Source organism: Methylobacterium sp. J-043 (assembly GCF_022829505.1).
Classification (GTDB): Bacteria; Pseudomonadota; Alphaproteobacteria; order Rhizobiales; family Beijerinckiaceae; genus Methylobacterium; species Methylobacterium extorquens_A.
Genome location: NZ_JAKSYB010000063.1, coordinates 463705 through 490021, shown reverse-complemented (window position 1 = coordinate 490021; position 26317 = coordinate 463705). Strand labels below are relative to the sequence as shown.

Sequence of the window (26317 nt, the reverse complement as noted above, 5' to 3'; positions counted from 1 at the left end):
ACAAAAATCTCTGAAATGATCGGGATTTGGCGGGCGGCGTGCCGTGCCGCACCGGCGCAAGCCATCCGTCGCGCGCGCCCGGATGATTCGCGCGTTGCGTGTCCCGCCGTATCGGCGCGCAAGGCGTGTCGGGGTTCGATGCCGCGGGGGCCTTGGCCGAGCGCCCTTCCGCCGTCGCTCAGCGGCTCGGAGGCAGACATCATGATGCCGGCGTCCGGCCCTCGAACATATGAGGGCGTGGCGCCGGCATCGGCCGTAATGGCGTGGGGGCTGTGACGGCTGGCGCCGGGATCGGACCTTCGGCCAGCCGTGGGGGCGGGTTAGGCGTCGGCGTCGTCGCCGTCGAGGATCGTTTCCAGATCGCCCGTGAGTGCATCGAGTTGATCGGCGGTCGCGCGGATCTTGAACTTCGTCCCGTCCTCGGCTTCCACCGCGATCTCGATGTGGTCCTCAACCTTGGCGGCGAGCGCCTGCTTGAGCGTGTAGGTGGTCACGTCCTTGGCCATGCGGCTTCCTGTCGGCGATGTGTCGTTGGAAGGTGGGAAGCGCCGTGAGGCGGAGTCGTTCCTTCGCGTGTCCCTTGCGACCGTCCCGTCATCGGTGCCTGCGGCCGGCGGCCCGTTAAGTCGGCCTTGATGGCTTCGGGAGCATCTCGCCGCCATGAACGCGATGAACGCGCCACGGCTTCTCCTTGCCCTGTTCGTGATCGGCGGCAGCCTGGGCGCCGACGCCGCGGCGGCGCGCACGCGCGATCTCGAGGATCTCGAAGCGGCTTGGCATGACTGCGTCCGCGAGGCCTATGGCCGGCAACCGCCGGGTCAGAGCCGGGCCGGGGCGCAGCGCAACGTCCTCGACGAGTGCAGGGCGCACGAGGACCAGTTGGTGGCCGCTACCATGCTCGAACACACCCGCGAGGACGAGGCCGCGCGAAGGGCCGGCCTTCCCCTGACGGCTCGGGCGGGCGCCTGGGCCGCCTCCGTCGCGGCCTACGTCGTCGATCCCGTCACATCCTGGCTGCAGGGGTGGCGCTAGAACATCGTCCTGGATATCGGATCCAGAACGATGCTCTAGGCACTCGTTTTTGCATCGTCTTTTCCGAAAGCCGGGGGCCACCTTTCGGGACGAGGCTCTAGCGCCATTCCGACGAAGCGGTTTCCGGTTCGTCGAAAGAATGTGCGTCACAACCAAAACGGAGAGACGCTGGCCTGATGCCGGCCTTTCGGATCCGGTTCCGGGCGGCCCCGTCTCGCTCCGGCGATCCGCGGTGCGATCTTCGGAGGCCCCTGCTCGCGGGCCGGGCCGAGACCGGCCGTCGTTCAGAAGCGGTAGCCGATACCCGCACCGATGATCAGCATGTCGAGCCGCACCGTCGCGCTGCCGGTACCAATCCGGGAGACCTGCGGCGGCAGGAAGATTTTCTTGATCTCCATGTTCGCGTACCAGTCGCCGCCGAGGTGACAGTCGAAGCCGGCTTGAAGCATTGGCCCCAGTTGCGGATCGGCCTCCATCTTGGTGATGAGCGGCTTTGCCGGCTCGTAGGCGATCGGGTGGGTGTAGCCCGCGCCCGCGCCGATATAAGGGTTGAAGACCCCGTGCGGGAGGAAGTGGAACTGGACCGCACCGGTCATGGCGAGGCTCCAGGTCGAGCCGATCGGCAGGTCGCCGATCAACGAGTTGCGGATCGAGGTCCGGGTCGACACCACGCCGACCTGACCGGCCAGCGCGAAATGATCGGACAGGAAATACGTCACGTCGAGATCCGGCAGAGCGCGCGCCGGGGTGATGACGCGGCCGCCGATCGGCTCGACCCGGGAGAACTGGCCGACCGGGATGGAGCCGACGACGCGGCCGCGGACGAGGAGGCTCCCCGCGGTCAGCCCGCCGGAGACCGGATTCGCCGCCGGCTCGGCGGCCTCACAGGGGGCGGAAGCCCCAAGCATGCCGACCCCGATGATGCCGAGCACGGCCGCGAGCAGGCCCGGTCGCGACGCTTTGCTCCGGACCGATCCCGACCTGTGTGACGCGCAGGCAAGACGCCGGTCCTGCCCGGAGGGCGAAGGGGACGCGGCAGGATGGTCGAACATGAGTTCTGTTTTTCAGATCTCGAGGAAAGTCGTTTCGGCCCGCCTCACGACATGCCTGTCGGCGGACCGTTTCTCCGGGCGCGCGGACGTTCGACGGGCGTTCCGTGCGTGACGCTCAGGCTGGCTCGGATCGCGGCTGGCCGACGACCTGGATGGCCTCGATGGCCTCGCGAAGCCCGGAGGACGGCTCCGTTCGGGTGGCGCGGGTGTCCGGCTGAGGCGGCGCCGGTTCGAAGCACACGCGATTGCGGCCGCCTCTCTTGGCGGCGTAGAGGGCCGCGTCCGCCCGGGACAGGGCGGCGTCGATTCGCTCCTCGCCGGCCGCCACGACCGCAACCCCGATGCTGGCGGTCACGGTCACGGGCGCTCCGTTCACGGTGAAGGGCTGCCTGGCGGCGGACCTTCGCAGGCTTTCGGCGACGGTGGCGGCCATGGTGGCATCGGCTTGGTCAAGCACGACCAGAAATTCTTCGCCGCCCCAGCGGGCGACGAGGTCGTTCTTGCGCATCACGCCGCGCAATCGCTCAGCAAAGCCGACCAGGGCGGCGTCGCCGCCGTCGTGGCCGTAGGTGTCGTTGATCGCCTTGAAGTGGTCGATGTCGGCCAGCAGGATCGCGCATCGTGGCTGGGAGGGGGACAGGCCGGCCCGCTGGCTCATTCGCCGCGAACAATCCGCGCCGGTTCGCCAGCCCGGTGAGCGGGTCGGTGTCGGCCAGGCGACTGAGCTTCACGTGCGCTCGCTCGCTCACCATGGCCAGATAGCCGACCTGAATGAAGACGCCGCACCACAGGTCGAACAGCAGCGAGTAGATACCGCTCTCGGGCGCGGCGAGGCGCTCGCTCGCGAAATGAACCACGCCGATCGACAGCAGGAAGACGCAGAAGTATCCGCCGAAGCCCGCCAGGACGATGTACTGCGTCCACAGGCGCATCGGAGCGGGCGTTCTCAGGATTTCCCAAATGCACAGGGCTGTGCAGAGCGTGATGCAGCCGAACACGGCGCTCAGGCTCCACGACATCGACGCCCCGGCCTGGAGCAAGAGGCCGTAGGACAGGCCGCTGAAGAGCGCGAGCCCGAGGGCCGGGAGGGGGACGGGCGTGCGCTCGTGGAAGAGACGCAAGCCGACCCAGGACACGGCAAGGCTCGACCCGTACAGGATGTAGACGACGCTTCCTTTGACGGCATTCAGCGGCACGCTCGGTGGATCTCCGAGCATCAGAAATGAGGCTATCAGCGAGAAACTGAGCGCGCCGGCCCAGATTCCGAAATAAATCTCACGTGGGTGCCGCAGTAGGGTGACGAGAAATACCACAAAGAAAGCAAGGCGGCTGCTGATACCGGCGACCTGGAGGGTGTTGAAGTCGAGCATGACCTTTATGGAAGACCCGCGCGTGTGATCGCTCCAGCCTCGGAGCGGATTGCCGGTTCGGCGAAAGGCACTCCGGAACAGCGGTCCGGATCCGATCCCGGTTGCCCCGTTCGCGGGGGCTGGGCGGTACGGCGCATCATGGGACCGCGTGGTCCAAGGATTTCATTAGGCGTCCGGCCTTGCCCGATCGCAGCCTGTGCGACTGCTCTCTCAAGAGCGCTGTCGCGGCCTCGCCCGTCACGGGTCGGCTGAACAGGAAGCCCTGCAACTCCGTCGCGCCGATCTCGCGAAGCATCCGGGCTTCGTCCTCGGTCTCGATCCCCTCGGCGGTCACCGCCATCCCGAAATGACGGGCGATGTCGTGCATCGTCCGGACCAGGAACCAGCTCTCGCGCGCCTCACCGAGGCCTGTGATGAAGGTGCGGTCGATCTTGAGCCGGTCGAAGGTGAAGCGCTGCAGGTAGCCGAGCGACGAGAAGCCGGTTCCGAAATCATCGAGGGCAATGCTGACGCCGAGGGCGCGGATGGCCGCGACGCCCTCGAGCGCGACGGCGACGTCACCCATCGGGACGCCTTCGGTCAGCTCCAGTTCGAGCCGGCATGCCGCCAGTCCGGTTGCCAGCAACGTGGCGACGACCCGGTCCGCGAAGTCCGGATCCTGCAATTGAACCGGGGAGACGTTCACCGAGACCCGACAGAATTCCGGCCATGCTGCCGCCTGTCGGCAGGCGGTCTCGAGAACCCAGGCTCCGATCGGGCCGATCGCCCCCGTCCTTTCGGCCAGGGGGATGAAATCAGCGGGTGAGACCGGCCCCAGGGACGGGTGCTGCCAACGCAGCAGCCCCTCGCAACTGGTGATCGCCCCCGTCGCCGCCGACACGATCGGCTGGTAGGCGAGCGAAAACTCTCCCCCAGCCAGGGCCGACCGGAGATCCGGGGCCCCAAGATCCTCGATGCGAGCCGGGATCTGCGGGACGCCCGCGCTGCCGTTCGCGGAACGCTCCGGGCCGAGACGCTGTGCGGTCGAACCGGCCACGGCCGAGCGATGAACCGGACCGATGTGTTGCCCGGCCTCCGCACGATGCAGGCGCTGCGACGAAACCGGGGGCTCGCTTCTCATGGAAGGAGCCTCCTTGAGAAGGCTGCAAGCATCGTGGTTGGAGCGCCCTCACGCTTTCCCAAGTCATCGGCTATCGGACGTTCAAGCCAACAAAGGATAAAGCGCAGAGCCTAATGAAGAGTTATCGTATGTTTATCTAATTCCCGCCGCTAGCGATCCCTAACAAATCCTAAAGCATAAAAATGGGTTTGGAGGTGTTCGCTCCAAGCAGAGAAGGGGGCGGCCCCAGGGTTTCTTCTCAGGTCTGTCAGGTTTCTTTTTTCCGCATGGGGAGGACCTGCGTTATCGCCCTCCAGGCCGGTGCCAGGACTTTGCCGGCGATCGGGATCAGCGCGAAGCCTGCGAGCAGTCCGATCACGCCCGCGCCGCCCGCCGTCACCAGCCACGCGATCACGCCGCCGAGTGCCGGCACGGCCCCGCTCGCGGCCACGGCCGCCTCGTGGATCACGTGCTCGGGGCCTGCGAAACCGTAGCCCGCGAGGCTGTGAACGATGATGCCGCCGCCGACCCAGACCATGGCCGCCGTGCCGACGAGGGCCAGCGCCTTGAGGAAGACGGGCATGCCGCGCACCAGCCCGCGGCCGATCGCGGCCAGCACGCCGCTGCCTCGCCGGGCGAGCGCCAGACCGATGTCGTCGGCCTTCACGATCAACGCGACGGCGCCGTAGACCGCGACCGTGATGCCGATCGCGACGAGCGCCATCACGATGGCGCGCGACCAGACCGTGCCATCGCCCAAGCCCGACAGGGTGATGGCCATGATCTCGGCCGAGAGGATGAAGTCGGTCTTGATCGCGCCCGAGACCCGCTGGTCTTCCAGAACCTGCGCATTCGGTGCGGCCGCCCTTGCCTTCGCTTCGGCCGTGTGATCGTGGGCCGCGTGCGGCACGATCATCTCGTAGACTTTTTCGGCACCCTCATAGGCGAGGTACAGGCCTCCGAGCAGCAGGAGCGGCGTGATTGCCCAGGGCGCGAAGGCGCTGAGCAGCAGCGCGGCCGGCAGCAGGAACACCAGCTTGTTGATGAGCGAGCCGCGGGCGATACGCCAGACGATCGGCAATTCGCGATCCGGCGAGAAGCCCACGACGTAGCGCGGCGTGACCGCGGCGTCGTCGATCACGACGCCGGCCGCCTTGGTCCCGGCCTTGGCGGCCTGGGCCGCCACGTCGTCCAGCGAAGCGGCCGCAACCTTTGTCAGGGCGACCACGTCATCCAAGAGGGCTAGCAGTCCGACGCTCACAGTCGCTTCATCCCGTTCTCTACTCGGCGAGCATATGGCGCAGCGTAGCGGTTAAGCGAGGATGCGTCTCATGAGGCAGGGCGCGGATCGCACTGACGCCAAAAACCGCGCACCCCGTCCCGGATACGGTGCGCGCGGCGTTTCGTGGGGAGGCGTCCAGTGCGCGGGGTCGAGAAGGTCGTGCTCATCGCCAGGAAACCCACCGGGCCGGGCCGGGCACGATCATCACGGCACGCCGAAGGGGGAATGGGACGGCAGGCGGTGACGGGCAGGATCGGCCCCGGAAAAGAGTCGCTAGCGCGCAACACTTCGTCTTTTCTTGCGAAACAGAGCCCTGGCCTCTCCAAATCCGTCAAGGTTTGGCTATCAGCCTGATCCGGTCACCTCGTGATTGATCGCCGCCATGCTGTCCGTCCCCCGCGCCGTCGTTTCGAAGCACCGTGAGATTTCCGCGCTGCTCGCGACCTATGCCATGTTCCTCAGCGGCGTATTGATTCTGGCCTGGGCGGCATAAGCCCTCCGATCGAACGCAGCCTGCCGCCCCGGCGCAGGCGCCGCGGCTGCCACCCGATCGGGTCGCCGCCGTTCCTCGGTCGCAATCCGCTCCGGTGGTGCCAGAAGCTCGTACGAGGGCTCCTGCGAGCGGCGGCGGAGCCGTTCCCTGGGGAGGCGTCGGGCGGCTCGTTCCGCCCCCCTGTGCCTGATCGAGGATCGCTGAAGCGTCGAGGTCGTGAGCCGGGATGAGGCTGCCGCCCTTCGATGCGCTCACCCTGCGGGCTGCCGCGGCATCGGCCTGCTGCACGACACCTGACCCTGAATCCGGCGCTCACTTCGAACTCGGACCACCGCGTAGGGCCGATCGGCGTCGGCGGCGGAGCCGTGTAGGCTGGGTCCGCCCAGGGCTCAGCTTCCGCGATAGGTGCTGTAGCCATAGGGGGAGATCAGGAGCGGCACGTGGATATGAGGGGGGACGTCCGGGCCCTCCGGCGCGATCCGGAAGCGCACGGGTACGATGTCGAGGAAGGACGGCGGTTCGCCGCCGGCGGCGGTGCGGGCGAAGTAGGCGCCGACCTCGAAGGCGATCTCGTAGGTGCCGGGCTCCATCGCCTCGCCCGAGAGGAGGGGCGCGTCGCAGCGGCCGTCGGCATTGGTCGCGACCGTCTTGAGGAGCGTGCGGGAGGCACCCTCGATGCGCAGAAGCTGAAGGGCCAGTCCCGCCGCCGGGCGGCCGGTGGACGTGTCGAGCACGTGGGTCGTGAGCCGCCGGGCATCCGGTGGTGCGGCGGGGTTTGCGACGGCCATGGGATGCGGTTCCTCCTCCGGAGTCGCCGGGCGATCCGCGGCTGCCCGAGGGCCGCGCTTTGCCGGCACCGCAACCTTGCAGATCGGGTCCCATGCACCAACCCGGATTTTCGGGAGCAGCTTTCGAAAAGTCCGACAGATCAGGAATCCGCGCGGCGCTATCGTTGCATCTTCGCAACCTTCCGAAGCGAGTCGGAACGATCCGCGCGCCTGCGCGGCAGACCCGGGGTCATCGATGCACACCTCCCGCGACCTGATCGGATACGGCCGCAACGTTCCGCAGGCGGATTGGCCCGGCGGCGCCCGGATCGCCGTGCAGATCGTGCTCAACTACGAGGAGGGGGCTGAGAACTGCATCCTGCACGGGGATGCGGCCTCCGAGGCGTTCCTATCCGAGATCGTCGGCGCCGCGCCTTGGCCGGGCATGCGCCACATGAACATGGAGTCGATCTACGAGTACGGCGCCCGCGTCGGCTTCTGGCGGCTGTGGCGGCTCTTCACGCAACGCGGCGTGCCGGTGACCGTGTTCGGCGTCGCCACCGCGCTCGCGCGCAACCCGGACGTCGTGGCCGCGATGCGGGAGGCGGCGTGGGAGATCGCCAGCCACGGCCTGAAGTGGATCGATTACCGCGACATGCCACGCGCGGAGGAGGCGGCGCAGATGGATGCGGCGATCCGCCTGCACGCGGAAGTGACGGGCGAGCGCCCCCTCGGCTGGTATACCGGCCGCTCCTCCGTCAACACGCTGGAACTCGGCCTGGAACGGGGCTTTGCCTATCTCGCCGATTCCTACGCCGACGACCTGCCCTACTGGCTGTACGGGCGGGCCGGCACCGGCCTCGTGGTGCCCTACACCCTCGATGCGAACGACATGCGCTTCGCCACCGCGCAGGGCTTCAACACCGGCGAGCACTTCTTCACCTACCTGCGCGACACCTTCGACGCGCTCTACGCGGAGGGCGCCGCCGCACCGAAGATGATGTCGGTGGGTCTGCACTGCCGTCTGGTCGGCCGGCCCGGCCGCATCGCCGCGATCGCGCGCTTCCTCGACCACGTCGCCGCCCATGACGGCGTCTGGCTGGCGCGCCGCATCGACATCGCCCGGCACTGGACGGCGCGGCACCCGGCCGACGCCTTACGCCCGAGCACCATGAGCGCGGCGCAGTTCCTCACCCGGTTCGGCGACATCTTCGAGGATACACCGGAGATCGCGCTTGCGGCCTGGCAGGCCGGCCTGACCGCGCGCGAGGACAGTGCGGAGGGGCTCCATGCCGCCCTCGTCGGCGCCCTGCGCGGCCTGCCCGCCGAGCGGCAGCGCGCCCTCATCCGCGCCCATCCCGAACTCGCCGGCCGGCTCGCCCTGGCCGGGCAGTTGACGCAAGCCTCCACCGCCGAGCAGGGCAGTGCGGGCCTCGGCGCGCTCTCGGCCGAGGAGCTGGCGCGGTTCGAGCGGCTGAACGCAGCCTACCGCGCGCGCTTCGACCTGCCCTTCGTCATGGCCATCAAGGGCAGCGGCCGCGAGGCGATCCTGACGGCGTTCGAGGAGCGGCTGCGCAACGATCCCGAGCAGGAATTCCAGGAGGCGTTGCGCCAGATCGAGCGGATCGCGTGGCTCCGCCTGAAGGACCGGCTGCCCTCGGAGGGTTGATCCCGCGCGAGCCGCCTCCCGGCACCGGTCCCTACCGCGCCCGGCGCCGGCCGATCAGGTCGAGCCCGGCGCCGACATGGGCGCGCAGGGCCTCGGTCGTCATCTCGACGAAGGTCTTGGCGCGGGCGGGCAGCATCTTGCGCGACGGGTAGACGACGCCCAGGGTCACCGGTGTCGGCGGCGTGCCCGGTAGGAGCGGCACGAGGCGGCCGTCGGCAAGGTAGGGCGCCACCTCGAAGACGGGCTTGAGGACGATGCCCTGCCCCTGGAGCGCCCATTCGGTCAGCACGTCGCCGTCATCCGCGTCGATGGGCCCGGAGACCGGCAGCGTCACGACCTCGTCGCCGTCGCGCAAGCTCCAGCGGAACTGCTCGGATCCGGGAAACCGCAGCAGCAGGCAGTCATGATCGATGAGCCCGGCCGGACTCTCGGGGGCGGGATGCTCGGCGAGATAGGCCGGTGAGGCACACAGGATCCGCTCGATATCGGCGACCTTGCGCAGGGTGAAGGTCGAGTCGCGCATCTGCGCGAGACGGACCGCCACGTCGACCGCCTCCTGCACGAGGTCGAGCAGATGATCGGAGAGCCGAAGGTGGACGTCCGCCTCCGGGTGGCGCTCGCGGAAGGCGGGGATCAGCGGCGCCACGACGCGCCGGCTCAGGGTCAGTGGGGCGGTGACCTTCAGTGTCCCGCGCGGCGCGGCGCCCTGGGTCTCGACGCTCTTCTCCGCGCGTTCCACGGAGGCCGCGATGTCGAGGCAGCGGTCGTAGAAGACGCGGCCGGCCTCCGTCAGGTTCATCCGCCGCGTCGTGCGGGTGAGCAGCAGGCAGCCGAGATGCTGCTCCAGCGTCTGGATGCGGTAGCTGATCACCGAGGGCGACAGGCGCAGTGAGCGGCCGGCGGCGGAGAAGCTGCCGGTCTCCGCCGCGCGCATGAAGATGCGGATACTCTCCAGGGACAGCATCCGCCCTCCGAGCCCCTTCCGAGCCTTGCCCCCGATTGAGCGAAAAATTCGAAAACTGGCAAGGAATTTGATGGGCATACAGCCCTGCCGACAGCGGTAGAATTGTAGCCGGATACGGGAGGGAGAGGCCGTGGAGAGCTTCGTCTGGGAATGGGGAAGCCTGCTGCTGCGCTGGCTCCACATCGTCGCGGCGATGGCCTGGATCGGCTCGTCGTTCTTCTTCATGCATCTCGACGCCTCGCTGAAGCGGACGCCGGACATCCCGGCCGGCGAAGGCGCCGCAGCCTGGCAGGTGCATGGCGGCGGCTTCTACGAGATGCGCAAGTATTTCGTCGCGCCGGAGCATCTCTCCCCGGACCTCACCTGGCACAAGTGGCAGGCCTACACGACGTGGCTGTCGGGCTTCGTGCTGCTGGCCTGGATTTACTACGCGCAGTCGCGGCTCTATCTCGTCGATCCGGCGGTGATGGACCTGTCGGCCCCCGTCGCGGCGGCGCTGGGCGTCGGGGCGCTGGCGCTCGGCTGGCTGGTCTACGACCGCATCTGCCGCTCGAAGCTCGGCGAGAGCGAGACCGGCCTCGCGGCGGTCGGCCTGCTCGCCATCACGCTCGCCGCCTTCGGCTTCTCGCAAGTGTTCAGCGGCCGCGGCGCCCTGATCCATACCGGCGCCCTGATGGCGACCTGGATGGCTGGCAACGTTTTCTTCATCATCATCCCGAACCAGCGCAAGGTCGTCGCCGCGCTGCTGAAGGGGGAGAGGCCGGACCCAAGTCTTGGCAAGCAGGCCAAGCAGCGCTCGGCGCAGAACAACTACCTGACCCTGCCGGTCGTCCTCATGATGATCGCCAACCACTACCCGATGCTGTTCGCCTCGAAGGCGACGATCCCGCTCATCGTCGCCCTGGTCACCGCCTCGGGCGCGGTGATCCGCTTCTTCTACAACGTGCGCCATGCCGACCACGCCCGCTCGCCCTGGTGGGCCTGGGCCGTGGCCTCGGCGGGGTTGGCCGCCGCCTTCGTCCTCGCCGTCGCCGGCAGCGCCGGGGGCCGTTCGGTGCTGGGCCTGCCGCCGCAGGCCGAAGGCCCGCCGGCCACCGCCCTGGCCTCGGCCGGTCACGGGGGCGCCGTGCCGCCGGACCCCATCGTCGAACTCGTCGCGGGGCGCTGCGCCATGTGCCACGCGGCCGAGCCGGTCTGGGACGGGATCGGAGTGGCGCCGAAGGGCGTTCGTCTCGACACCGCCGAGGCCATCGGCCGCCAGGCCGAGGCGATCCGCCTGCAGGTCGTGCTGACGCACAACATGCCGCCCAACAACGTCACCGAGATGACCGACGCGGAGCGCGGCGTGATCGCGGCCTGGCTCGCGGACGCCGCGCGCTGAGATCTCCGCCCCGACTTCGCCATTCGCGACAACGGAACGCCTCCGAATGACTGCTTCGCCCTACAATCCGCCCTGCGGCGGCCTGCCTCCCCAGACGGCGCTGATGACGGGCCGGGCCGTGTTGACCGAGGCCTACGCCGTCATTCCGAAGGGGGTGATGCGCGACATCGTCACGAGCGTGCTGCCGTTCTGGACGGGAACGCGGGCCTGGATGCTGGCGCGGCCCCTGTCGGGCTTCTCCGAGACCTTCGCCCAGTACCTGATGGAGGTGGCGCCCGGCGGCGGCAGCGAGCGGCCGGAGCCCGACGCCCGCGCCGAGGGCGTGCTGTTCGTGGTTGGCGGCCGCCTCCGCCTCGTCCTCGAAGGCCAAGCGCACGCCCTGCGCCCCGGCAGCTACGTCTATCTGCCGCCGGGGGCGGCCTGGAGCCTGCACGGCGAGGGGGCCGAGCCGGCGCGCTTCCACTGGATCCGCAAGGCCTACGAGCGCGTCGAGGGACTCGCCTGTCCGCCGGCCCTCGTCACCCACGAATCCGAGATCGCCCCGGCGGCGATGCCGGGCACCGACGGCGCCTGGGCCACCACCCGCTTCGTCTCGCCCGAGGATGTGCGCCACGACATGCACGTCAACATCGTCACGCTCCAGCCCGGCGCCTCGATCCCGTTCGAGGAGACGCATGTGATGGAGCACGGCCTGTTCGTGCTGGAGGGCAAGGCGGTCTATCGGCTCAACCGCGACTGGGTCGAGGTCGAGGCCGGCGACTTCATGTGGCTGCGCGCCTTCTGCCCGCAGGCCTGCTACGCGGGCGGCCCCGGCCCGTTCCGCTACCTGCTCTACAAGGACGTGAACCGGCACGCGGCGCTCGCGCCGTTCGGCGCCTCCCGATGAGCGAGCGGCGGATCCCGGTCGAGCCGCTGACGCGGGAGGCCTTCGCGCCGTTCGGCACGGTGATCGACAGGGCGGACGTCGCCCCGCGGCCGATGAACGCCGGCAAGGCCCGCCGCTTCCACGACCTCGCGCGGGTGGCTGTCGCGGGCGCGGACGGGGGGGTGGTGATCGGCTTCGTCGAGGCCGATCCCTATACGCTGCCGCTCCGCCTGAGCCTCGTCGAGCGCCACCCGCTCGGAGCCCAGGCCTTCATCCCCCTGAACGCCGCGCCGTTCCTCGTCGTCGTCTGCCCGGACGAGGGCGGCCGGCCCGGTCGGCCGCGGGCCTTCGTCACCGCCCCCGGCCAGGGCGTCTGCTACGCGCTTGGCACGTGGCACGGCGTCCTCACGCCGCTCGACCGGCCCCAGGATTTCTGGGTGATCGACCGGGGCGGCCCCGGGGTGAACCTGGAGGAGCATTCCTTCGACGAGCCCTGGATCATCACACGCGGGTGAGAGCTTTCGACCGGCCTCGTCTTGCGGGGGACCGGCGCGAAGGCGGCACGGCTCGCGGCGTCGCCGATTGGTCGCGCGCGCGGGATCGGATACGTGATCCGGATGCCGCGAGGGGCGGTGACGGATCGGGAGACTCTGGCGTGGTCGGAAGCGAGATCGGGGCCCCCGCGCGCCGACAGCGACGCGACGGCGCCCTGCGGCGGGAAGCCGTGCTCGATGCCGGGCTGGAGATCTTCTCGACCGTCGGCCTGCACGGCGCCAGCCTCGACCAGATCGCCCTGCGCGCCGGGCTCTCGAAGACGAACCTGCTCTACTACTTCCGCACCAAGGAAGACCTCTACGTCGCCGTGCTGCGGCGCGTGCTCGATGTCTGGCTCGACCCGCTCCAGGCGCTCGATGCGGAATCCGAGCCGGCCGAGGCGCTCAAGCGCTACATCCGCTCGAAGATCACCCTGTCGCGGGACGCGCCGCGGGCCTCGCGGCTGTTCTGCCTGGAGATCGTGCAGGGCGCGCCGCTACTGCGCGCCGAACTCGAAGGCCCCCTTCGGGACTTGGTCGAGGCCAAGGCCGCGGTGCTGCGCGGCTGGATCGCGGAGGGGCGCATCGCCCCGCACGATCCCCGCCACCTCGTCTTCGCGATCTGGGCGGTCACCCAGCACTATGCCGACTTCGCGGTACAGGTGGAGGCCATCACCGGGCGCGACCTCGGCGATGAGGCCTTCTTCGAGCAGACGGTGGAGAGCACCCAGCGGCTGATCCTGGCGAGCCTCGGACTGAGCTGATTCGCCCCGGCCCCGTGCCAAGACCGAAGAGAACCGGATGAAACCGCATCGGCCGTAAGCAGAAGCGGCCCGCCGCGCGGGCATCGCGCGGAGAGTTTGTGCAAACGGTCAAATAACGGCTCTGAGAGTTTGACCAAATGGTCCGACTCGCTACCGTCCAGACCTGTCGCCGGCCCTTCAGGGCGCCGGCCGGACGAGCGAGCGAGGGTTTGTCATGACCCAGGCCAACAATCAGTCCAAAGATCACGCCATGAATGTCGGCGTCTTCATTCCGATCGGAAACAACGGCTGGCTCCTATCGGAGAATGCTCCGCAATATCTTCCGAGTTTTGAGCTCAACAAGCAGATCACGCTCAAGGCGGAGCATTACGGGCTCGACTTCGCGCTCTCGATGATCAAGCTGCGCGGCTTCGGCGGCAGGACCGAGTTCTGGGACCACAACCTCGAATCCTTCACGCTGATGGCCGGGCTCGCCGCGGTCACGAGCCGGATCAAGCTCTACGCCACAGCCCCGACCCTGTGCCTGCCGCCGGCGATCGTCGCGCGCATGGCCTCCACCATCGACTCAATCGCGAACGGCCGCTTCGGCATCAATCTCGTCACCGGCTGGCAGCGGCCGGAATACGCGCAGATGGGCCTGTGGCCCGGCGACGAGTATTTCGGCCGGCGCTACGAGTATCTCTCCGAATACGCGCAGGTCCTGCGCGAGCTGTGGGAGACCGGCCGCAGCGACCTCAAGGGCGAATTCTTCCAAATGGAGGATTGCCGCCTGAGCCCGCGCCCGCAGACTGAGATGAAGATCATCTGCGCCGGGCAGAGCGCCGCCGGCATGGCCTTCACCGCGACCTACGCCGACTACAATTTCTGCTTCGGCAAGGGCGTCAACACGCCGACCGCCTTCGCCCCCACCGTGGAGCGGCTGGAGGAGGCCAAGGCGAAGACCGGCCGCGACGTGTCCTCCTACGTCCTGTTCATGGTCATCAGCGACGAGACCGACGAGGCCGCCCGCGCCAAGTGGGAGCACTACAAGGCCGGCGCCGACGCGGAGGCGATCGCCTGGCTCGGCCTCCAGGGCGCGGCCGACACCAAGTCCGGCGCCGACACCAACATCCGCCAGATGGCCGACCCGACCTCGGCGGTGAACATCAACATGGGCACCCTGGTGGGCTCCCATGCCACCGTCGCCGCCCTGCTCGACGAGGTGGTGACGGTGCCGGGCACCGGCGGCGTGCTGCTGGTCTTCGACGACTTCCTGAAGGGCCTCGACGATTTCGGCACGAAGATCCAGCCGCTGATGCGCTCGCGCCGGCACGTCACGGGCGGAATGCTGGCGGAGGTGGCGTGATGGCGGCCGATGCCCCCGCGGGCTACCGCGACCCGTCCGGCCGCCACGGCGCGGTCACGCTGCCGGCGCGGCCCGAGCCGATCGCCTTCGACGCGGACACGGCCGTGCTGATCGCCGTCGACATGCAGAACGCCTACGCGACCAAAGGGGGCTACCTCGATCTTGCCGGCTTCGACGTCTCGGCGACCGGGCCGGTGATCGAGCGGATCGCCCGGGCCGTGGCGGCGGCCCGCGCGGCCGGCATCCGTGTGATCTGGTTCCAGAACGGCTGGGACCCGGACTACGTCGAGGCCGGGGGGCCGGGCTCGCCGAACTGGCACAAGTCGAACGCGCTCAAGACCATGCGCCGCCAGCCGGAGATGAACGAGCGGCTGCTCGCCAAGGGCACGTGGGACTACGCCCTCGTCGACGCGCTGACGCCGGAGCCCGGCGACATCGTCCTGGGCAAGCCCCGCTACAGCGGCTTCTACAACACGCCGCTCGACAGCATGCTGCGGGCGCGCGGCATCCGCACGCTGGTCTTCACCGGCATCGCCACGAATGTCTGCGTGGAATCGACCCTGCGCGACGGCTACCACCGCGAGTATTTCGGGATCGTGCTCGCCGACGCCACCTATCAGGCCGGCCCGCCCGCCCTGCAGGAGGGCGCGCTCCGCAACATCGAGACCTTCTTCGGCTGGGTGTCGGACGTCGCCGCCTTCGAGGCGGCGCTCAGCTCCGACGAGGCCCGCCGCATCCCCGCCTGACCGGAGACCCCTCATGCCCAAGACCGTTGTGATCCCGCCCGGCACCGGCAAGCCGCTCGCGCCCTACGTGCCGGGCACGCTCGCCGACGGCGTACTCTACGTCTCCGGCACCCTGCCGCTCGATGCGGAGGCGAACGTCGTCCACGAGGGCGATGCCGGCGCGCAGACCCGGCACGTGCTGGAAACGATCAAGGGCGTCGTCGAGGCCGCGGGCGGCACGATGGACGACGTCACCTTCAATCACATCTTCCTCAAGGACTGGGCCGATTACGGCGCCATCAACGCCGTCTACGCCGCGTACTTCCCCGGCGAGAAGCCGGCTCGCTACTGCATCCAGTGCGGGCTGGTGAAGCCGGCCGCACGCGTCGAGATCGCCTCGGTCGCCCATATCGGTAAGCCGGTCTGAGCCGATGGCCGCGCCCGTCCATCACGAATTGCACGGGCCGGAGGGCGGGCGCACCGTGCTGCTCTCGCCCGGGCTCGGCGGCTCGGCCCATTACTTCGCGCCGCAAGTGCCGGTGCTGGCCGAGCGCTTCCGGGTGGTCACCTACGATCACCGCGGCACCGGGCGCTCCCCCGGTCCGCTCGAACCGGGCCACGACATCGCGGCCATGGCCCGCGACGTCCTCACCCTGCTCGACCATCTCGGCATCGGCACGGCCGACATCGTCGGCCACGCGCTCGGCGGCCTCATCGCCCTGCAACTCGCCCTCACCCATCCCGAGCGGGTCGGGCGGATCGTGGCGGTCAACGGCTGGGCGGCGATGGACCCGGCCACCCGCCGCTGCTTTGCCGCCCGCAAGGCGCTGCTGACGCAATCCGGCCCCGAGGCCTTCGTACGTGCGCAAGGCATCTTCCTCTACCCGGCGCCGTGGCTGTCCGAGAACGCCGAGCGGGTCGCGGCCGACGAGGCGCTGGCGTTGGCGCATTTTCCGGGCACGGAGACGGTGCTGGCACGTATCGCCGCCCTGGAGGCGTTCGACGCGACCGGTGCCCTCCCCCGCATCCCGCACGAGACCCTGCTGATGGCCGCGCGCGACGACGTGCTCGTGCCCTTCACCGCCTCGGAAGTCCTCGCGGCCGGGCTCCCCAACGCCCGCCTCGACCTCGCGCCCGAGGGCGGCCACGCGCACAGCGTCACCCGCCCCGCCCCCTTCAACCGCACGCTCCTCGACTTCCTCGCAAGTCCCTGAAGCGACCCGACCTCACGAAAGGCCGCCGCCGATGACCGAATTCGAGACCGAGTCCGAGAGCGCCGCAGCCGTCCCCGTCGATGCGGCCGCCTACCGCGAGGCCATGTCCCGGCTCGCGAGCGCGGTGCATCTGATCACCACCGACGGTCCGGGCGGGCGGGCCGGCTTCACCGCCTCGGCCGTGTGCAGCGTCAGCGACGCGCCGCCGACGCTGCTCGTCTGCGTCAACCGCGCCTCCTCCGCCTACGCCGCCCTCACCCGCAACGGAACGCTGTGCGTGAACACCCTCAGCGAGGGCCACGAGACGGTGGCGGGCCTGTTCGGGGGCCGCACCCCCATGGACGAGCGCTTTGCAGCGGGGACGTGGCGGCGGCTGCGCAGCGGGGCGCCCGCGCTGGCCGACGCCCTCGGCAGCTTCGATTGCCGCATCGTCGGGCGCCACGCCGTCGGCAGCCACGACGTGTTCTACTGCGCGGTCGAAGCCCTCGCCGCTTCGGGGCAGGCCGACGCGCTGCTCTACAGCGAGCGCCGCTACCGCACGCTTCCCCGCGCGCCGCGGAGCGGATCCGCCCCGCCCGAGCCGGCGCGCGCCGTCGGAGCCCGGCCCGCCGAAGGGCCGAGGCTGGCCCTGAGGAGCGCCTGAGCCGGGACCGGCCCATCGAATCCCCGCCGCCGGACGCCTTCGCGCCGTTCGGCACGGACGGCACGGAAAATGCTCGATCCGGTACTGCGAAGAGGTCCGGCGGCGGGCCCGCCCTTCCCTCGGCCCGCCACCGGTTCCCGGACGACCGATCGCGCGCCGACCCGCAACCCACGGAACGAAAGCCTGCCATGTCGCGTGCCGGCGCCCTCGCCCTCAAACAGCCGCCCGAGTTCGAGCAACCGGCGCCCCGCGCGGTGCCGGTGGCCCCCGTCATCGCCGCGCGCGGGCTGTCCCTCACCTACACCACTGCCGACGGGCCGGTTCACGCGCTTGCCGACGTCGATCTCGCGGTGGCGCCGGGCGAATTCGTCTCCTTCATCGGCCCGTCCGGCTGCGGCAAGACCACGCTGCTGCGCTGCGTCGCCGACCTCGAACAGCCGACCGGCGGCGAACTGACCGTCAACGGGGTCGGCGCCGAGGCGGCGCGGCTGCGGCGCGACTACGGCTTCGTGTTCCAGGCGCCCGCGCTCTATCCCTGGCGGACCATCGCGAGGAACGTCGCCCTGCCGCTCGAGATCTTCGGCGTGCCGCGCGCCGAGCGGCGGGAGCGCGTGGCGCATCACCTCGACCTCGTCCAGCTCACAGGCTTTGCCAACAAGTACCCCTGGCAGCTCTCCGGCGGCATGCAGCAGCGGGCCTCGATCGCCCGCGCCCTCTGCTTCGATCCGAAGCTGCTCTTGATGGACGAGCCCTTTGGGGCGCTGGACGAGATCGTCCGCGATCACCTCAACGCCGAGCTGCTCGCGCTGTGGCGCAAGACCGCCAAGACGGTCCTGTTCGTCACCCACTCGATCCCCGAGGCGGTCTACCTCTCGACCCGCGTCGTGGTGATGTCGCCGCGCCCGGGGCGGATCATCGACATCGTCGATTGCACCGCGCTCGGGCGGGAGCGTCCGCTGGAGATCCGCGAGACGCCCGAGTTCCTGCGTCTCGGCCAGCGGGTGCGCGAGGGTCTGCGCGCCGGTCACGCCTATGACGCGTAAGGCGGCGTCCTTTCCCCGCGGCCGGGCGCTGCCGGTGGCCGGCGTCGTGCTGGCGCTTCTCGTTGGGTGGTATCTCGCCGCCCTGCTCGGCAACTGGAACGGCGCCGCGGATACGCTCGTGCGGGCCGGCGCGGCGCCCGACGCCATGAGCATCGCGGCGGCGACGATGGCGCAGGAACGGCCCGTCGTTCCGGCACCGCATCAGGTGGCCTCGGAACTGTCGCGCAGCGTCCTCGGCGTGCCGCTGAGTTCGAAGCGCAGCCTCGTCTACCACGCCTGGGTCACCCTCTCGGCGACGCTGACGGGCTTCGCCCTCGGCTCGCTGCTCGGCATCGCGCTGGCGGTCGCGGTCGTGCACCTGCGCAGCGTCGATGCGAGCCTGATGCCGTGGATCATCGCCTCACAGACCGTGCCGATCCTGGCGGTGGCGCCGATCATCATCGTGGCCCTGGGGGCGGCCGGCCTGACCGGCCTGCTGCCGAAGGCGGTAATCGCGGCCTATCTCTGCTTCTTCCCCGTCACGGTCGGCATGGTGAAGGGGCTGAACGCCCCCGACCGGATCCACCGCGACCTGATGCGGACCTATTCGGCCTCGCGCGGCCAGATCCTGGTGCGGCTGCGCTGGCCGGCCGCCCTACCCTACCTGTTCGCGAGCCTGAAGATCGCGGTGGCGGCGAGCCTCGTCGGCACCATCGTCGCCGAACTGCCGACCGGGGCGCAGGCCGGGCTCGGGGCGCGGCTGCTCGCCGGCTCCTATTACGGCCAGACGATCCAGATCTGGGCAGCCCTGTTCGCGGCGGCGGCGCTCTCGTCGCTCCTCGTCCAGGGGATCGGCCTTGCGGAAAGTGCGACCGCCCGCGCCCTCGGCGCCCGGCCCGCGGGGGGCTCCCGATGACGCATCGCGCCGCACGGATCGGCCTGCTCACGCCCGCCGCACTGATCGGCGGGGCAGCACTCGCCATCGCCGCCCACCGGCCCGGTCTGGCCGGCGCAGCGGGGCCGGGCTTCTGGCTCGCCGCATTCCTGGTCTGGCTCGCCGCCACGCTGGCCGCGCGCGACCTCGCCGCCCTGGAGCCGGGCCATCCGGCCGTCCGCCGCCTCGTGCGGCTCGCCGTGCCGCTGCTGTTCGGCGCCCTCGTGCTGGTGCTGTGGGAGGTCGTCGTCGTGGGCGCGGGAGTGCCCGCCGTGCTGATGCCGCCGCCCTCGGCGATCGCCATGCGCTTCGCCACGGCGCTGCCGGTCCTCGGGGCGGATTTCGTCCAGACCTGCCTGAAATCGGCCCTGCCGGGCTACGTCATCGGCTGCCTGTCGGGCCTCGGCGTCGCAATCCTGGCCGACCGGCTGCCCGTCCTCGGGCGCGGCCTCCTGCCGGTGGCGAACGTCGCCTCAGCGCTGCCGATCGTTGGCATCGCCCCGATCATGGTGATGTGGTTCGGCTTCGATTGGCCGTCGAAGGCCGCGGTCGTCGCCGTGATGACCTTCTTCCCGATGCTGGTGCAGGCCGGCGCCGGCCTTGCCGCCACGGGCGGAATCGAGCGCGACCTGATGCGCACCTACGCGGCGGGCTACTCGCGCACGCTCCTGAGCCTGCGCCTGCCCATGGCCCTGCCCTTCCTGTTCACCGCCCTGAAGGTCAACGCCACGCTGGCGCTGATTGGGGCGCTCGTGGCCGAGTTCTTCGGTACGCCGATCGTCGGCATGGGCTTCCGCATCTCGATCGAGGCGGCGCGGCTCTCCCTCGACATGGTCTGGGCCGAGATCGTGCTGGCGGCCCTGGCGGGGTCGGCCTTCTACGGCCTCATCGCCCTGGCCGAGCGCGCCGCGACCGGCTGGCACCCGTCGGTGCGCGCAGGCTGAAGGCGGGGTCCGCTCGCATCCGTTCGAACAACCACGGCCCGGCGGTCACAGGGGAAGGCCGCAGGGGAAAGTCCCGAAGGGGACAGGCTGAAGGAGGCTGAGATGGCGGGGAAAACGGCGGGGAAAACGGTAAGAGCGCTCCTCTGCGCCGGAGCGGCGCTGGTCGGGCTCGCCGCGGGCGGCGCGCGGGCGGCGGAGCGGGTGACGCTCCAGCTCAAATGGGTGCCCCAGGCGCAGTTTGCCGGCTACTATGTCGCGCAGGCCAAGGGCTTCTACAGCCAAGCCGGGCTCGACGTGACGATCAAGCCGGGCGGGCCCGACGTGGCCCCGCCCCAGGTCATCGCGGGCGGCGGCGCCGATGTCGTCGTCGATTGGATGCCCTCGGCGCTCGCCTCGCGCGAGAAGGGCGTGCCCCTCGTCAACATCGCGCAGCCCTTCAAGAAGTCGGGCCTGATGCTGACCTGCCGGGCGGATACCGGCATCAAGTCGCCCGCCGACCTGAAGGGACGGACGCTCGGGGTCTGGTACGCGGGCAACGAGTACCCGTTCCTGGCCTGGATGGCCAAGCTCGGCCTCAAGACCGACGGCTCGCCCGGCGGCGTGACGGTGCTGAAGCAGGGCTTCAACGTCGACCCCCTGATCCAGAAACAGGCCGATTGCGTCTCGACCATGAGCTACAACGAGTACTGGCAGGTGATCGATGCCGGCTTCAAGCCGGAGCAGCTCGTCGTGTTCCGCTACGAGGATCAGGGCGTCGCCGCGCTGGAGGACGGGCTCTACGCCCTCGAACCGAAGCTGAAGGACAAGGCCTTCGTCGCCCGGCTGGCGAAGTTCGTGGCCGCCTCCGAGAAGGGCTGGGCCTATGCCGCCGCGCATCCGGACGAGGCGGCGGAGATCGTGCTGGAGAACGACGCCAGCGGCGCCCAGACCGAGACGCACCAGAAGCGGATGATGCGCGCGGTCGCCAAGCTGCTCGACACGTCCGGCGGCCGGCTCGACCCCGCCGATTACGAGCGCACCGTCGCCATCCTGCTCGCCGGCGGCACCGACCAGCCCGTCATCACCCGCAAGCCCGAGGGGGCCTGGACGCATGCGGTGACCGCGACCGTGGGGCAGTAGGCCCGGCGCAGTGGTTGCCCGATGGATCCCCTCTCCCCGCCTGCGGGGAGAGGGGATTCCGCGGACCCGGAAACGACCATCCGGAAACCGTGTAAGCTCCGGCGCCCGCCGTTGGATAGGAACTTGCGAGCCGGCCTCCGATGGATCTCGACACGATCACCGCCGTCCTGAGACCGGCGCGCCTCGATGAGCTGCCCCCCTGGCGCAAGGGCGATGCCTGGCTCGCGGGCGGGACGTGGCTGTTCTCCGAGCCGCAGCCGGCGCTCGCCCGGCTGATCGACCTGTCCGCCCTCGGATGGCCGGCGGCCGAGCTGTCCGAGGCGGGCCTTCGCCTGTCGGCGACCGGCACCATCGCCGAACTCGACCGGCTCGCCCTGCCGCGGGACTGGATCGCGGCGCCCCTCGTCGGGCAATGCTGCCGGGCGCTGCTCGGCTCGTTCAAGATCTGGAACCGGGCGAGCGTCGGCGGCAACCTCTGCACGGCCCTGCCCGCCGGGCCGATGATCGCGCTCACCGCGGCCCTGGACGGTACCTGCCTGCTGACCCGGCCCGGCGGCGGCGAGCGGCGGCTGCCCGTCACGGAGTTCATCCTCGGGCCGCAGCGCACGGCGCTCGCCCCCGGGGAGATCCTGCGTGGCATCGACCTGCCCGCCACCGCGTTGCGGCGGCGCACGGCCTTCCGGCGCATCGCCCTCTCCCCCGAGGGCCGCTCCGGGGCCCTGGTGATCGGAACACGCGACCGGGCCGGCGCCTTCGCGATCACCGTGACGGCCTCGACGCCGCGGCCGGTCCAGCTCCGCTTCGATGCGCTTCCGGCGGCGGCCGCGCTGCAGGAGGCGATCGCGACGGCGATCCCCGGGGACGGCTGGTACGACGACGTCCACGGCGCGCCGGATTGGCGCCGGCACGTCACCGGGCTGCTTGCCGAAGAGATCCGGGAGGAACTCGCCCGATGAGGCTCACCGTCAACGGGCAGGTCCAGGAAGCCGCGCCGCGTCCCGGCCAGTGCCTGCGCACGCTGCTGCGGGATCTCGGCTGGTTCGGGGTCAAGAAGGGCTGCGATGCGGGCGATTGCGGCGCCTGCACCGTCCATCTCGACGGCGAGCCGGTCCATTCCTGCCTCCTGCCCGCCTTCCAGGCGGAGGGACGCGGCATCACCACGATCGAAGGCCTCGCCGGCCCCTGCGCGCCTGGCGACGGGCCGCCCGAGCACCTCCACCCGATGCAGGACGCGTTCTGCGATGCACAGGGCTTCCAGTGCGGCTTCTGCACGCCGGGCATGATCATGACGGCGGCTGCCCTCGACCAGGGCCAGCGGCAGGATCTCGGCACCGCGCTCAAGGGCAATCTCTGCCGCTGCACCGGCTACCGGGCGATCCGTGACGCCGTGGCCGGCCTCGCGCATGTCGATGCGGGCAGCGCGGTCGGCCCGGTCGGCCGCTCCCTTCCGGCTCCGGTGAGCCGCGCCCTCGTCTCCGGCCGGGCCGCCTACACCTTCGACACCGCCGTGCCGGGCCTGCTGCACCTGAAGGTGCTGCGCGCCCCCCACGCCCATGCCCGTATCCGCAGCATCGACCGGACGGCGGCGCTGGCGGTGCCCGGCGTGGTCGCGGTGCTCACCCACGAGGACGCGCCGCGCCGCCGCTTCTCGACCGGGCGGCACGAGAACCCCCTGGACGACGCCGCCGACACGGGCGTGCTCGATTCCGTGATCCGATTCCACGGCCAGCGTGTCGCGGCGGTGGTCGCCGAGAGTGCGGCGGCGGCCGCCATGGGCGTGCGGGCGCTGCGGGTGGCGTACGACGTGCGGCCCGCCGTCTTCGACCCGGAGGCGGCTTTGCGCCCGGACGCGCCCCTCGTTCACGATCCGGCCGACCGCGACCCGCCGCGGCCCGGCGACGATGCGCCGCCGCTCCTCGCGCACCCGAACCTCGCCGCCGAGGCGCACGGGGCGATCGGCGATGTCGAGGCGGGCTTCGGCCAAGCCGATCTGATCCACGAGGCGGAGTACGTCTCGCAGCGGGTGCAGCATGTGCATCTCGAAACGCACGGCGCGCTCGGCTGGCTCGACGCTGAGGGCCGGCTGACCCTGCGCTCCTCGACGCAGGTGCCCTTCCTGACCCGCGATGCCCTGTGCCGCCTGTTCGATCTGGACCGGGACCGGGTGCGCGTGCTCTGCGGCCGGGTCGGCGGCGGCTTCGGCGGCAAGCAGGAGATGCTGACCGAGGATCTCGTGGCGCTCGCCGTGCTGCGGACCGGCCGCCCGGTCTCCTACGAGATGACCCGCGAGGAGAACTTTTGCGCGGCGACGACGCGCCATCCGATGCGGGTGCGGGTCAAGGTCGGCGCGCGGGCCGACGGGCGTCTCACCGCGCTCTCGCTGAACGTGCTCTCGAACACCGGCGCCTACGGCAACCATGCCGGCGGCGTGCTGCACCACGGCTGCAACGAGAGCATCGCCGCCTATGCCTGTCCGAACAAGCGGGTGGAGGGCTACGCCGCCTACACCCACACCCTGCCGTCCGGGGCCTTTCGCGGGTACGGCCTGAGCCAGACCATCTTTGCCGTGGAATCGGCGCTGGACGAACTCGCCCGCGATCTTGGCATCGACCCGTTCGCGATGCGCCGCCTCAACGCGGTGCGGCCCGGCGACCCGATGGTATCGACGAGCCTGGAGCCGCACGACGTCGTCTACGGCTCCTACGGCCTCGACCAGTGTCTCGACCGCGTCCAGGCCGCCCTGGCGGACGGCGGCGGCGAGGCGGTGCCGGGACCGGACTGGCGCGTCGGCGAGGGCATGGCGATGGCCATGATCGACACGATTCCGCCGCGTGGCCACGTCGCCCATGCCCGCATCCGCCTCGAGCCGGACGGAACCTATGCCCTTGCGGTCGGCACCGCCGAGTTCGGCAACGGCACCAGCACCGTGCACGGGCAGATCGCCGCCGAGGTGCTCGGCACCACGCCCGACCGCATCCGCCTGACCCAGGCCGACACCGACGCCGTCCGGCACGATACCGGCGCCTACGGCAGCACGGGCACCGTGGTCGCGGGCCAAGCGAATTTCCGCGCGGCCACGGCGCTTGCAGACCGGCTTCGCACGGCCGCCGCCGAGCGGGCCGGCGTCGCCCCGGCCGATTGCCGCCTGACACCCGACGGCGTCGAGACACCCGCCGGCCGCATCGCCCTCACCACCCTCGCGCAAGGCGCCGCTTTTGAGGCCGCGGGCGAGGCGGACGGGACGCCGCGCTCGGTCGCCTTCAACGTCCAGGCCTTTCGCGTGGCAGTGCATCCGCAGACCGGCGAGATCCGCATCCTCCGAAGCGTCCAGGCGGCGGATGCCGGCCGGGTCATCAACCCGATGCAGTGCCGCGGGCAGATCGAGGGCGGGGTGGCGCAGGCGCTCGGCGCGGCCCTCTACGAGGACTATCGCTTCGACGCGGCGGGCGCGGTCGTCACGCGGACCTTGCGCAACTACCACATCCCGGCGATGGCAGACGTTCCGGTGACCGAGGTCCTGTTCGCCGACACCCACGACACGGTCGGGCCGCTGGGCGCCAAATCGATGAGCGAGGCCCCCTACAACCCCGTCGCCGCCGCGCTCGGCAACGCGATCCGCGACGCCACCGGCGTGCGGCTGACCGCGACGCCGTTCGCCCCCGACCGGATTTTTCGACAGGTCATGGCGGCAACGGAGGATGCGGAACGGGAGACCGAGGACGCATGACGGCGGCACCGGCCCGGATGCGGGCGATTCGCGGACAGGCGGTGAGCCTGACCGGCAACCCCTTCCTGAGCGAGGGCTGTCTCCAGCACGTGGCCGATGCCCTGATCCTGATCGAGGACGGGCGCATCACCGCCTTCGGCGACTTCGCGGACCTGTCGGACCGCATCCCGGCGGGCGTCGCGGTCACGACCTACGAGAACGCCCTGATCCTGCCCGGCCTGATCGACACCCACGTTCATTATCCGCAGTTGCAGATGATCGCCTCTTACGGCGAGCAGCTGCTGGCCTGGCTCGAGAAATACACCTTCCCCGCCGAGCTGCAGTTCGCGGATCAGGCCCATGCCGAGCGGGTGGCCAAGCTGTTCTTCCGCGAGATCCTGGGCGCGGGCACCACCACGGCGGTGGTCTACTGCACGGTCCATCCCGGCTCGGTCGAGGCGTTCTTCGCCGAATCGGCCCGCTTCAATACCCGGATGATCGCCGGCAAGGTCCTGATGGACCGCAACGCCCCGGCCGGGCTCCTCGACACGGCGCAGCGGGGCTACGACGAGAGCCGGGCCCTGATCGCCCGCTGGCACGGGCGCGGGCGCCAGCATTACTGCGTCACGCCGCGCTTTGCCCCCTCCTGCACGCAGGCCCAGCTCGATGCCGCCGGCACCTTGATGCGGGAGCACGACGACCTCTTCCTCCAGACCCATCTGTGCGAGAACACCGACGAGATCGCCTGGGTGCGCGAGCTGTTCCCCGACCGGGCGAGCTATCTCGACGTCTACGTGCAGTCCGGCCTCGTCGGCCCGCGCACGGTGCTCGGCCATGCGATCCACCTCTCGGAGGAGGATTTCTGTACCTGCCACGCCAGCGGGGCGGCGATCGCCCATTGCCCGACCTCGAACGGCTTCCTCGGCAGCGGCCTGTTCCGGCTGTTCGACGCCCTCGATCCGCGCCGCCCGGTGCGGGTCGGGCTCGGCACCGATGTCGGCGCCGGCACCACCCTGTCGCTGCTGAAGACGCTCGGCGAATCCTACAAGGTCGCGGCTTTGCGCGGCACACGGCTCGACGCGGTCCGGGCGTTCTGGCTCGCGACGCTCGGCGGCGCCGAAGCGCTGCGGTTGGACGACCGGATCGGGCGGATCGCGCCGGGGCACGATGCGGATCTCTGCGTCCTCGACCTCGCCGCGACGCCGCTCCTGGGCTTTCGCACCGGCACCTGCTCCAGCATCGAGGAGTTGCTGTTCGTGCTGATGACGCTTGGCGACCACCGCACGGTGCGCGCCACTTGGGTCGCGGGCGAGGCCGTCTACGACAACCGGCGCGCGGGTGACCCGCTGGTCTATCCGGGGCCGGATGGGGCGGTCGGTTCGGGCGCCTGAACC

26 protein-coding genes are annotated in these 26317 nt (G+C 70.4%); 18 read left to right on the top strand and 8 right to left on the bottom strand.

The genetic code is table 11. The annotated features are described in order from the left end of the window. Positions 1-320: 320 nt before the first annotated feature. The gene (locus MKK50_RS20275) at positions 321-506 is read right to left on the bottom strand and encodes a hypothetical protein (RefSeq protein WP_253373516.1); all 186 of its coding nucleotides are present in this window, start codon (positions 504-506) and stop codon (positions 321-323) included. 163 nt (positions 507-669) lie between these two features. Here MKK50_RS20275 and MKK50_RS20270 point away from each other — a divergent pair, with 163 nt between their 5' ends. Beyond that, the gene (locus MKK50_RS20270) at positions 670-1032 is read left to right on the top strand and encodes a hypothetical protein (RefSeq protein ID WP_367399413.1); all 363 of its coding nucleotides are present in this window, start codon (positions 670-672) and stop codon (positions 1030-1032) included. A 284-nt stretch (positions 1033-1316) separates the two neighbouring features. On the opposite strand, the gene MKK50_RS20265 is transcribed toward MKK50_RS20270, so the two are convergent. The 6 genes from MKK50_RS20265 to uraH form a co-directional block, all read right to left on the bottom strand. Then, the gene (locus MKK50_RS20265; protein WP_499024890.1) at positions 1317-1940 is read right to left on the bottom strand and encodes an OmpW/AlkL family protein; all 624 of its coding nucleotides are present in this window, start codon (positions 1938-1940) and stop codon (positions 1317-1319) included. 259 nt (positions 1941-2199) lie between these two features. Next, a complete protein-coding gene (locus MKK50_RS20260; protein WP_499025134.1) occupies positions 2200-2664 on the bottom strand; it encodes a GGDEF domain-containing protein in 465 nt (154 codons plus the stop codon). Then, a complete protein-coding gene (locus MKK50_RS20255; RefSeq protein WP_499024889.1) occupies positions 2609-3454 on the bottom strand; it encodes a hypothetical protein in 846 nt (281 codons plus the stop codon). Before MKK50_RS20255 ends, MKK50_RS20260 begins: the two co-directional genes overlap by 56 nt. A 136-nt stretch (positions 3455-3590) precedes the next feature. Then, positions 3591-4574, bottom strand: coding sequence for a putative bifunctional diguanylate cyclase/phosphodiesterase (locus tag MKK50_RS20250; RefSeq protein ID WP_499024888.1), 984 nt, complete (start codon positions 4572-4574; stop codon positions 3591-3593). Between the two features lie 247 nt (positions 4575-4821). Beyond that, complete coding sequence (locus MKK50_RS20245; RefSeq protein ID WP_253373511.1) at positions 4822-5814, bottom strand: DUF808 domain-containing protein; 993 nt, start codon at positions 5812-5814, stop codon at positions 4822-4824. Positions 5815-6717: 903 nt separating this feature from the next. Next, positions 6718-7116, bottom strand: a complete 399-nt coding sequence (uraH, locus tag MKK50_RS20240; RefSeq protein ID WP_499024885.1) for a hydroxyisourate hydrolase — start codon at positions 7114-7116, stop codon at positions 6718-6720. A gap of 235 nt (positions 7117-7351) precedes the next feature. Here uraH and puuE point away from each other — a divergent pair, with 235 nt between their 5' ends. After that, on the top strand, positions 7352-8764 hold the full coding sequence (gene puuE, locus MKK50_RS20235) for an allantoinase PuuE (protein WP_499024884.1): 1413 nt from the start codon (positions 7352-7354) through the stop codon (positions 8762-8764). Positions 8765-8795: 31 nt separating this feature from the next. On the opposite strand, the gene MKK50_RS20230 is transcribed toward puuE, so the two are convergent. After that, complete coding sequence (locus MKK50_RS20230; protein ID WP_499024883.1) at positions 8796-9728, bottom strand: LysR family transcriptional regulator; 933 nt, start codon at positions 9726-9728, stop codon at positions 8796-8798. Between the two features lie 130 nt (positions 9729-9858). On the opposite strand from MKK50_RS20230, the gene MKK50_RS20225 reads away from it, so the two are divergent. The 16 genes from MKK50_RS20225 to guaD all read left to right on the top strand — a co-directional run bounded on the left by MKK50_RS20225 (position 9859) and on the right by guaD (position 26314). Continuing rightward, positions 9859-11109 (top strand): urate hydroxylase PuuD, encoded by a 1251-nt coding sequence (locus MKK50_RS20225; protein ID WP_499024882.1) that lies wholly within the window; start codon positions 9859-9861, stop codon positions 11107-11109. Positions 11110-11155: 46 nt separating this feature from the next. Continuing rightward, positions 11156-11995 carry a bifunctional allantoicase/(S)-ureidoglycine aminohydrolase gene (locus MKK50_RS20220; protein ID WP_499024881.1) on the top strand — a complete coding sequence of 280 codons (840 nt, stop codon included), beginning with the start codon at positions 11156-11158 and terminating at the stop codon, positions 11993-11995. After that, complete coding sequence (locus tag MKK50_RS20215; protein ID WP_499024879.1) at positions 11992-12489, top strand: ureidoglycolate lyase; 498 nt, start codon at positions 11992-11994, stop codon at positions 12487-12489. Before MKK50_RS20220 ends, MKK50_RS20215 begins: the two co-directional genes overlap by 4 nt. A 140-nt stretch (positions 12490-12629) precedes the next feature. Further along, entirely contained in the window at positions 12630-13271 is a 642-nt protein-coding gene (gene rutR / locus MKK50_RS20210; protein ID WP_253373504.1) for an HTH-type transcriptional regulator RutR, read from the top strand. 250 nt (positions 13272-13521) lie between these two features. After that, entirely contained in the window at positions 13522-14616 is a 1095-nt protein-coding gene (gene rutA, locus MKK50_RS20205; RefSeq protein ID WP_499025133.1) for a pyrimidine utilization protein A, read from the top strand. Further along, positions 14616-15362: a pyrimidine utilization protein B gene (gene rutB, locus MKK50_RS20200; protein ID WP_499024878.1), complete on the top strand. Its 747-nt coding sequence runs from the start codon at positions 14616-14618 to the stop codon at positions 15360-15362. The genes rutA and rutB overlap by 1 nt, the downstream gene beginning before the upstream one ends. Before the next feature lie 13 nt (positions 15363-15375). Continuing rightward, positions 15376-15768, top strand: coding sequence for a pyrimidine utilization protein C (gene rutC / locus MKK50_RS20195; RefSeq protein ID WP_499024877.1), 393 nt, complete (start codon positions 15376-15378; stop codon positions 15766-15768). Between the two features lie 4 nt (positions 15769-15772). Continuing rightward, positions 15773-16555 (top strand): pyrimidine utilization protein D, encoded by a 783-nt coding sequence (gene rutD / locus MKK50_RS20190; protein WP_499024876.1) that lies wholly within the window; start codon positions 15773-15775, stop codon positions 16553-16555. 31 nt (positions 16556-16586) lie between these two features. Continuing rightward, positions 16587-17198: an NADH-dependent FMN reductase RutF gene (rutF, locus tag MKK50_RS20185; RefSeq protein ID WP_499024875.1), complete on the top strand. Its 612-nt coding sequence runs from the start codon at positions 16587-16589 to the stop codon at positions 17196-17198. Between the two features lie 188 nt (positions 17199-17386). Then, the gene (locus MKK50_RS20180) at positions 17387-18241 is read left to right on the top strand and encodes an ABC transporter ATP-binding protein (protein ID WP_253373499.1); all 855 of its coding nucleotides are present in this window, start codon (positions 17387-17389) and stop codon (positions 18239-18241) included. Then, positions 18231-19136 (top strand): ABC transporter permease, encoded by a 906-nt coding sequence (locus tag MKK50_RS20175; protein ID WP_499024873.1) that lies wholly within the window; start codon positions 18231-18233, stop codon positions 19134-19136. The genes MKK50_RS20180 and MKK50_RS20175 overlap by 11 nt, the downstream gene beginning before the upstream one ends. Beyond that, complete coding sequence (locus MKK50_RS20170) at positions 19133-20098, top strand: ABC transporter permease (protein ID WP_253373497.1); 966 nt, start codon at positions 19133-19135, stop codon at positions 20096-20098. The genes MKK50_RS20175 and MKK50_RS20170 overlap by 4 nt, the downstream gene beginning before the upstream one ends. A gap of 102 nt (positions 20099-20200) precedes the next feature. Further along, a complete protein-coding gene (locus MKK50_RS20165; protein WP_499024872.1) occupies positions 20201-21217 on the top strand; it encodes an ABC transporter substrate-binding protein in 1017 nt (338 codons plus the stop codon). A 140-nt stretch (positions 21218-21357) separates the two neighbouring features. Beyond that, complete coding sequence (locus MKK50_RS20160; RefSeq protein WP_499024871.1) at positions 21358-22173, top strand: FAD binding domain-containing protein; 816 nt, start codon at positions 21358-21360, stop codon at positions 22171-22173. Further along, entirely contained in the window at positions 22170-24944 is a 2775-nt protein-coding gene (locus MKK50_RS20155; protein WP_499024870.1) for a molybdopterin-dependent oxidoreductase, read from the top strand. The genes MKK50_RS20160 and MKK50_RS20155 overlap by 4 nt, the downstream gene beginning before the upstream one ends. Further along, a complete protein-coding gene (guaD, locus tag MKK50_RS20150) occupies positions 24941-26314 on the top strand; it encodes a guanine deaminase (protein ID WP_499024869.1) in 1374 nt (457 codons plus the stop codon). Before MKK50_RS20155 ends, guaD begins: the two co-directional genes overlap by 4 nt. Positions 26315-26317: the final 3 nt, after the last annotated feature.

Bases quoted from the DNA above. Each gene is read 5' to 3' on its own strand.
- MKK50_RS20275 (WP_253373516.1), bottom strand. From the start codon at position 506: ATGGCCAAGGACGTGACCACCTACACGCTCAAGCAGGCGCTCGCCGCC.
- MKK50_RS20270 (WP_367399413.1), top strand. From the start codon at position 670: ATGAACGCGCCACGGCTTCTCCTTGCCCTGTTCGTGATCGGCGGCAGC.
- MKK50_RS20265 (WP_499024890.1), bottom strand. From the start codon at position 1,940: ATGCTTGGGGCTTCCGCCCCCTGTGAGGCCGCCGAGCCGGCGGCGAAT.
- MKK50_RS20255 (WP_499024889.1), bottom strand. From the start codon at position 3,454: ATGCTCGACTTCAACACCCTCCAGGTCGCCGGTATCAGCAGCCGCCTT.
- MKK50_RS20250 (WP_499024888.1), bottom strand. From the start codon at position 4,574: ATGAGAAGCGAGCCCCCGGTTTCGTCGCAGCGCCTGCATCGTGCGGAG.
- uraH (WP_499024885.1), bottom strand. From the start codon at position 7,116: ATGGCCGTCGCAAACCCCGCCGCACCACCGGATGCCCGGCGGCTCACG.
- puuE (WP_499024884.1), top strand. From the start codon at position 7,352: ATGCACACCTCCCGCGACCTGATCGGATACGGCCGCAACGTTCCGCAG.
- MKK50_RS20230 (WP_499024883.1), bottom strand. From the start codon at position 9,728: ATGCTGTCCCTGGAGAGTATCCGCATCTTCATGCGCGCGGCGGAGACC.
- MKK50_RS20220 (WP_499024881.1), top strand. From the start codon at position 11,156: ATGACTGCTTCGCCCTACAATCCGCCCTGCGGCGGCCTGCCTCCCCAG.
- MKK50_RS20215 (WP_499024879.1), top strand. From the start codon at position 11,992: ATGAGCGAGCGGCGGATCCCGGTCGAGCCGCTGACGCGGGAGGCCTTC.
- rutA (WP_499025133.1), top strand. From the start codon at position 13,522: ATGAATGTCGGCGTCTTCATTCCGATCGGAAACAACGGCTGGCTCCTA.
- rutB (WP_499024878.1), top strand. From the start codon at position 14,616: ATGGCGGCCGATGCCCCCGCGGGCTACCGCGACCCGTCCGGCCGCCAC.
- rutC (WP_499024877.1), top strand. From the start codon at position 15,376: ATGCCCAAGACCGTTGTGATCCCGCCCGGCACCGGCAAGCCGCTCGCG.
- rutD (WP_499024876.1), top strand. From the start codon at position 15,773: ATGGCCGCGCCCGTCCATCACGAATTGCACGGGCCGGAGGGCGGGCGC.
- rutF (WP_499024875.1), top strand. From the start codon at position 16,587: ATGACCGAATTCGAGACCGAGTCCGAGAGCGCCGCAGCCGTCCCCGTC.
- MKK50_RS20180 (WP_253373499.1), top strand. From the start codon at position 17,387: ATGTCGCGTGCCGGCGCCCTCGCCCTCAAACAGCCGCCCGAGTTCGAG.
- MKK50_RS20175 (WP_499024873.1), top strand. From the start codon at position 18,231: ATGACGCGTAAGGCGGCGTCCTTTCCCCGCGGCCGGGCGCTGCCGGTG.
- MKK50_RS20170 (WP_253373497.1), top strand. From the start codon at position 19,133: ATGACGCATCGCGCCGCACGGATCGGCCTGCTCACGCCCGCCGCACTG.
- MKK50_RS20165 (WP_499024872.1), top strand. From the start codon at position 20,201: ATGGCGGGGAAAACGGCGGGGAAAACGGTAAGAGCGCTCCTCTGCGCC.
- MKK50_RS20160 (WP_499024871.1), top strand. From the start codon at position 21,358: ATGGATCTCGACACGATCACCGCCGTCCTGAGACCGGCGCGCCTCGAT.
- MKK50_RS20155 (WP_499024870.1), top strand. From the start codon at position 22,170: ATGAGGCTCACCGTCAACGGGCAGGTCCAGGAAGCCGCGCCGCGTCCC.
- guaD (WP_499024869.1), top strand. From the start codon at position 24,941: ATGACGGCGGCACCGGCCCGGATGCGGGCGATTCGCGGACAGGCGGTG.